The sequence below is a fragment of the Mesorhizobium sp. M4A.F.Ca.ET.090.04.2.1 genome (genome assembly GCF_003999085.1).
In the GTDB taxonomy this organism is placed as follows: Bacteria; Pseudomonadota; Alphaproteobacteria; order Rhizobiales; family Rhizobiaceae; genus Mesorhizobium.
In genome coordinates, this window is the sequence record NZ_RZOT01000571.1 from 1 (window position 1) to 3,735 (window position 3,735).

The 3,735-nt window shown below is 63.2% G+C and carries 5 protein-coding genes and 1 pseudogene; 4 read left to right on the forward strand and 2 right to left on the reverse strand.

What is annotated here, in order from left to right; genetic code table 11:
- The 3 genes and pseudogenes from EN781_RS28255 to rpmG all read left to right on the forward strand — a co-directional run.
- Positions 1-250: pseudogene (locus tag EN781_RS28255) on the forward strand (MFS transporter); the annotation flags it as partial.
- Between the two features lie 78 nt (positions 251-328).
- The gene (locus tag EN781_RS28260; protein WP_126054298.1) at positions 329-787 is read left to right on the forward strand and encodes a hypothetical protein; all 459 of its coding nucleotides are present in this window, start codon (positions 329-331) and stop codon (positions 785-787) included.
- Between the two features lie 186 nt (positions 788-973).
- Complete coding sequence (gene rpmG, locus EN781_RS28265) at positions 974-1,141, forward strand: 50S ribosomal protein L33 (RefSeq protein WP_006201775.1); 168 nt, start codon at positions 974-976, stop codon at positions 1,139-1,141.
- A 416-nt stretch (positions 1,142-1,557) separates the two neighbouring features.
- Here the strand turns inward: rpmG and EN781_RS28275 are convergent, their stop codons facing one another.
- Positions 1,558-2,931: a PleD family two-component system response regulator gene (locus tag EN781_RS28275; RefSeq protein WP_126054297.1), complete on the reverse strand. Its 1,374-nt coding sequence runs from the start codon at positions 2,929-2,931 to the stop codon at positions 1,558-1,560.
- A 27-nt stretch (positions 2,932-2,958) separates the two neighbouring features.
- Positions 2,959-3,330, reverse strand: coding sequence for a response regulator (locus EN781_RS28280; protein WP_126059060.1), 372 nt, complete (start codon positions 3,328-3,330; stop codon positions 2,959-2,961).
- Positions 3,331-3,553: 223 nt separating this feature from the next.
- Here EN781_RS28280 and EN781_RS28285 point away from each other — a divergent pair.
- Positions 3,554-3,735: DUF3572 family protein (locus tag EN781_RS28285; protein ID WP_127400546.1), on the forward strand; the 182-nt coding region annotated here is incomplete at its 3' end.

A 3,735-nucleotide genomic window follows, 5' to 3' on the forward strand; every position in this document is an offset into this window, starting at 1 on the left:
GGGCGGCGTGGTCGCCGCCCTCTACACGATCGGCCTTGCCCATCTCGGCTCGCAATTGTCGGGCCATGAGCTTGCCTCGGCCAATGCCGCTTTCGTGCTCTGTTACGGCGTCGGCATGGTGCTTGGCCCGCAGGCGATCGGTGTCGGCATGGATATTTTCGGCCCCTCCGGCTTCGGCTGGTCGCTCGGCCTGTTCTTCGCCGCCTATATCGCGCTGGTCGGCGTCCGGCTGATCCGCAAGGTCCTGTAGAATCACATCACGCTGCTGACATCACCGTGTCAGGAGCACCCCTGCTATACCGACCCTCCTCAAGCAGGGAGACGTCTTATGATCGACAGTGGCTTCGAAACCAAATCCGTGCGGATGCAGTTGTTGCTGCTCGTCAGCTTCCAGGCGCCATCAGCCGATGTCGACCGCATCATGGACGCCGTGGTCGCCATTACGCCGCTCGGCATGGGCAGCTACGACAGCAACGCCTTCCAGTCGGCCGACGGCGTCGAGCGCTACCGGCCGCTCGAGGGTGCAGCGGCCGGCGCCGAGACGCTGCTGCGACAGCGGCCGGGCACGGTCGAGGTGTCGTTCGAATTGCCGGACGACCAGGCCCTGGCCGCCCGCGTCGTCGAGGCGATCTACCAGGCGCACAGCTACGAGGAGCCGGTGATCCGCATCCAGCCGCTGCTTGCCAGCCGTTCGAAGGGCCTTGACGACCGCGCCAATCCCAACCGCTGGTGGAACACGACGGGCGATTGGAAGAAGGCCGCCCCGCCGGTCAGGGAAGACGCTTGACCGCCAACCTTGCAGCCGCCGGCTGGTTCCCCTTGCCGGCGGCAAGGCGCATCGAGCGTCGCCGCAGCCCGTCCGGGCTTGACTTTCCGGGCGCGTTCTTTATGTGTCGCGCCAAGTTTCCCGCGTCCGGGTGTTTTCCCCGTGCTCCAGCGGCCAAAACTCCACGAACATTAACGGACGAACATCATGGCCAAAGCCGCAAACATCAAGATCAAGCTTCTGTCGACCGCCGACACCGGTTTCTTCTACGTGACCAGCAAGAACAGCCGCACCAAGACGGACAAGCTGTCGTTCCGCAAGTACGATCCGGTCGCCAAGAAGCACGTCGAGTTCAAGGAAACCAAGATCAAGTAATCCGGTTTCCTCCGAGAATGCCGAAACGCCGCCCTTTGGGCGGCGTTTTTGTTTTGGCCGGCGATTCGGCCTGACCCGCTTAGCAGGAGCTTCCAGCGATTGGCGCGAAGTCCCGACGTTCACTTTTGGAAAAAGGGGGCCGGTCGGCGTTTGGCAGCGGTACGAGGAGGCCACTATGTGCCAGCGCCGGCCGGCCGACCCCACGGACCCAGGAGATGCGGCGGACCTGAGCATCATGGGGTATTTGTCGGAACGATCCGGCGGTCTACCCTCGTGCCGGCCTCGTTTTGTCTATGCTGTACATTTGCGCAAGGCCTTATGAAAATCAACAGTTTCTTAACCAAGCCTCCCGAATCGCTTGGATTAAGGTAAATTGCTAACCCTGTCGGATTGACCGGATAAATTGGCGCTCGGGCCTACGCCGCCTTGGCAACGACCCGGTTGCGCCCGCCGCTCTTGGCCTCGTAGAGAGCGAGATCGGCGCGCTTCATCAGGGCGGCCACCGTATCGGCCCCCTTCAGCAGAGACGACACGCCGACGCTGACGGTAACCTCTATCGTCTTGCCCTCATGCCCGACCATGAACGGCATCTGGGCGATCTCGGCGCGGATGCGTTCCGCGACCTTCTCGGCCACTGCACCTTCCGTGTCCGGCATGACCACCACGAACTCCTCGCCGCCGAAACGGCAGGCGAGGTCGATGCCGCGCACGTTCTTGCGCAACCGCCGCGCGAATTCGCGCAGCACATCGTCGCCGCCGTCATGGCCATGCGCATCGTTGATCGATTTGAAGCGGTCGAGGTCGGTGATCATCACCGAAAGCGGCCGTCGCCGCGCCACCGCGCGGTCGAACAGCGTCTGCAGGTGGCTGTCGAGGTAGCGGCGGTTGTGCAGGCCGGTCAGCCCGTCCGTCACCGCCATCTCGATGGTCTGGGTGACGCTGGCGCGGAGCTGGTCGTTGTAGCGCTTGCGGCGCACCTGGGTGCGCAGCCTCGCCGTCAGCTCATGCTGGTCGACCGGCCGCGTCAGGTAATCGTTGATGCCGAGCTCAAGGCCGCGGATGATGCGCCCCTCCTCGCCTGCGTCGGCAAGCAGGATGATCGGCAGGAAACGGGTGCGGTCTAGCGAACGCAGTTGCGAGCACAGTCTCAGCGGATCGAAATCGGCGAAGGCCGTCGAGATCAGCACGCATTCGTAAGGCGTTTCGGCGGCCTGGAAAAAACCGGCATTGGGATCGGTGGCGACGTCGAGTTCGGCGCTGGTGCGCAGCATCTTCCGGATGCGCTCGAAGGAGGATTTGCGCTCGTCGATCAGGAGCACCTTCGGCTTCGCATCCTCGGCGGAGAAGTTGCGGCTCAACAGCTCCTCTATGCCGATGTTGCGGGTGGTCGAGGCGCGCAGCCGCAATTCGTCGGTCAGCGACTTCAGCCGAACCAGGCTCTTGACGCGCGTCATCAGTTGCAGGTCGTTGACCGGCTTGGTCAGGAAATCGTCGGCGCCGGCCTCGAGACCGCGCACCCGGTCCGAGACCTGGTCGAGCGCGGTGATCATGACGACCGGGATGTGCGAGGTCGCCGGGTCGCTCTTCAACCGACGGCAGACCTCGAAGCCGTCCATGTCGGGCATCATCACGTCGAGCAGCACGACATCGACCTTGCCGTTCTCGCAGGTCTCGATGGCATCCGGCCCGTTGGAAGCGGTCAGCACCTCGAAATACTCGGCCAGCAGCCTGACCTCGAGCAGCCTGATATTGGCAGGGATGTCGTCGACGACGAGGATCCGCGCGGTCATCTCACAAGGCTCCGGTCTGGCTGTGCATCAGGCATCGCCCAGGTAGGATTTGATGGTCTCGATGAAGCGCGGCACCGAGATCGGCTTCGAGATATAGGCCTCGCAGCCGCCCTGGCGGATGCGCTCCTCGTCACCTTTCATGGCGAATGCCGTCACCGCGATGACCGGGATCGAATGAAGGTCGTCATCCTCCTTGAGCCATTTGGTCACCTCCAGCCCCGACACTTCGGGCAGTTGGATGTCCATCAGGATCAGGTCGGGCCGGTGCTGGCGCGCCAGATCAAGCGCCTCCAGGCCATTGCGTGTGCGAACAGTGTCGTAACCGCTGGCCTCGATGAGGTCGCGAAAGAGCTTCATGTTGAGCTCGTTGTCCTCGACGATCATGACCTTCTTAGGCATCGATTTCCCGTCCCGACGGTCCTCGGCGCCGAAGACCATCGTCATGCGTCCTTGCCGGATCGCACCCAACCCGCATCCACCCTACGCCAATATGATTGACGAAACGCAAACCGGCCGCTCCCAAAAGCTGTCCGGATTCCGGCCCGCGCAGGGTGATGGCTTGCCGCAAGCGACGCTTGCCGTTACTGCGGAGAGACTCAAGTTCCACGCACAAAAGGTAGTCATGGCAAACGCAGCGTCAATGCGCGAGGAAGCGGAAGCCCTTGCCATCAGGGCACTCGGCTTCGTTGCCGCCGATCCGGAGCTTTTGCCGCGCTTTCTGGCGATCACCGGCATCGAGGCGCACTCGATCAGGCGGGCGGCGAGCGAGCCGGGGTTTCTGGCGGGCGTGCTGCAGTTCATCCT

Coding starts and splice junctions, on each gene's coding strand:
- EN781_RS28260 (WP_126054298.1), top strand. CDS start 329: ATGATCGACAGTGGCTTCGAAACCAAATCCGTGCGGATGCAGTTGTTG.
- rpmG (WP_006201775.1), top strand. CDS start 974: ATGGCCAAAGCCGCAAACATCAAGATCAAGCTTCTGTCGACCGCCGAC.
- EN781_RS28275 (WP_126054297.1), bottom strand. CDS start 2,931: ATGACCGCGCGGATCCTCGTCGTCGACGACATCCCTGCCAATATCAGG.
- EN781_RS28280 (WP_126059060.1), bottom strand. CDS start 3,330: ATGCCTAAGAAGGTCATGATCGTCGAGGACAACGAGCTCAACATGAAG.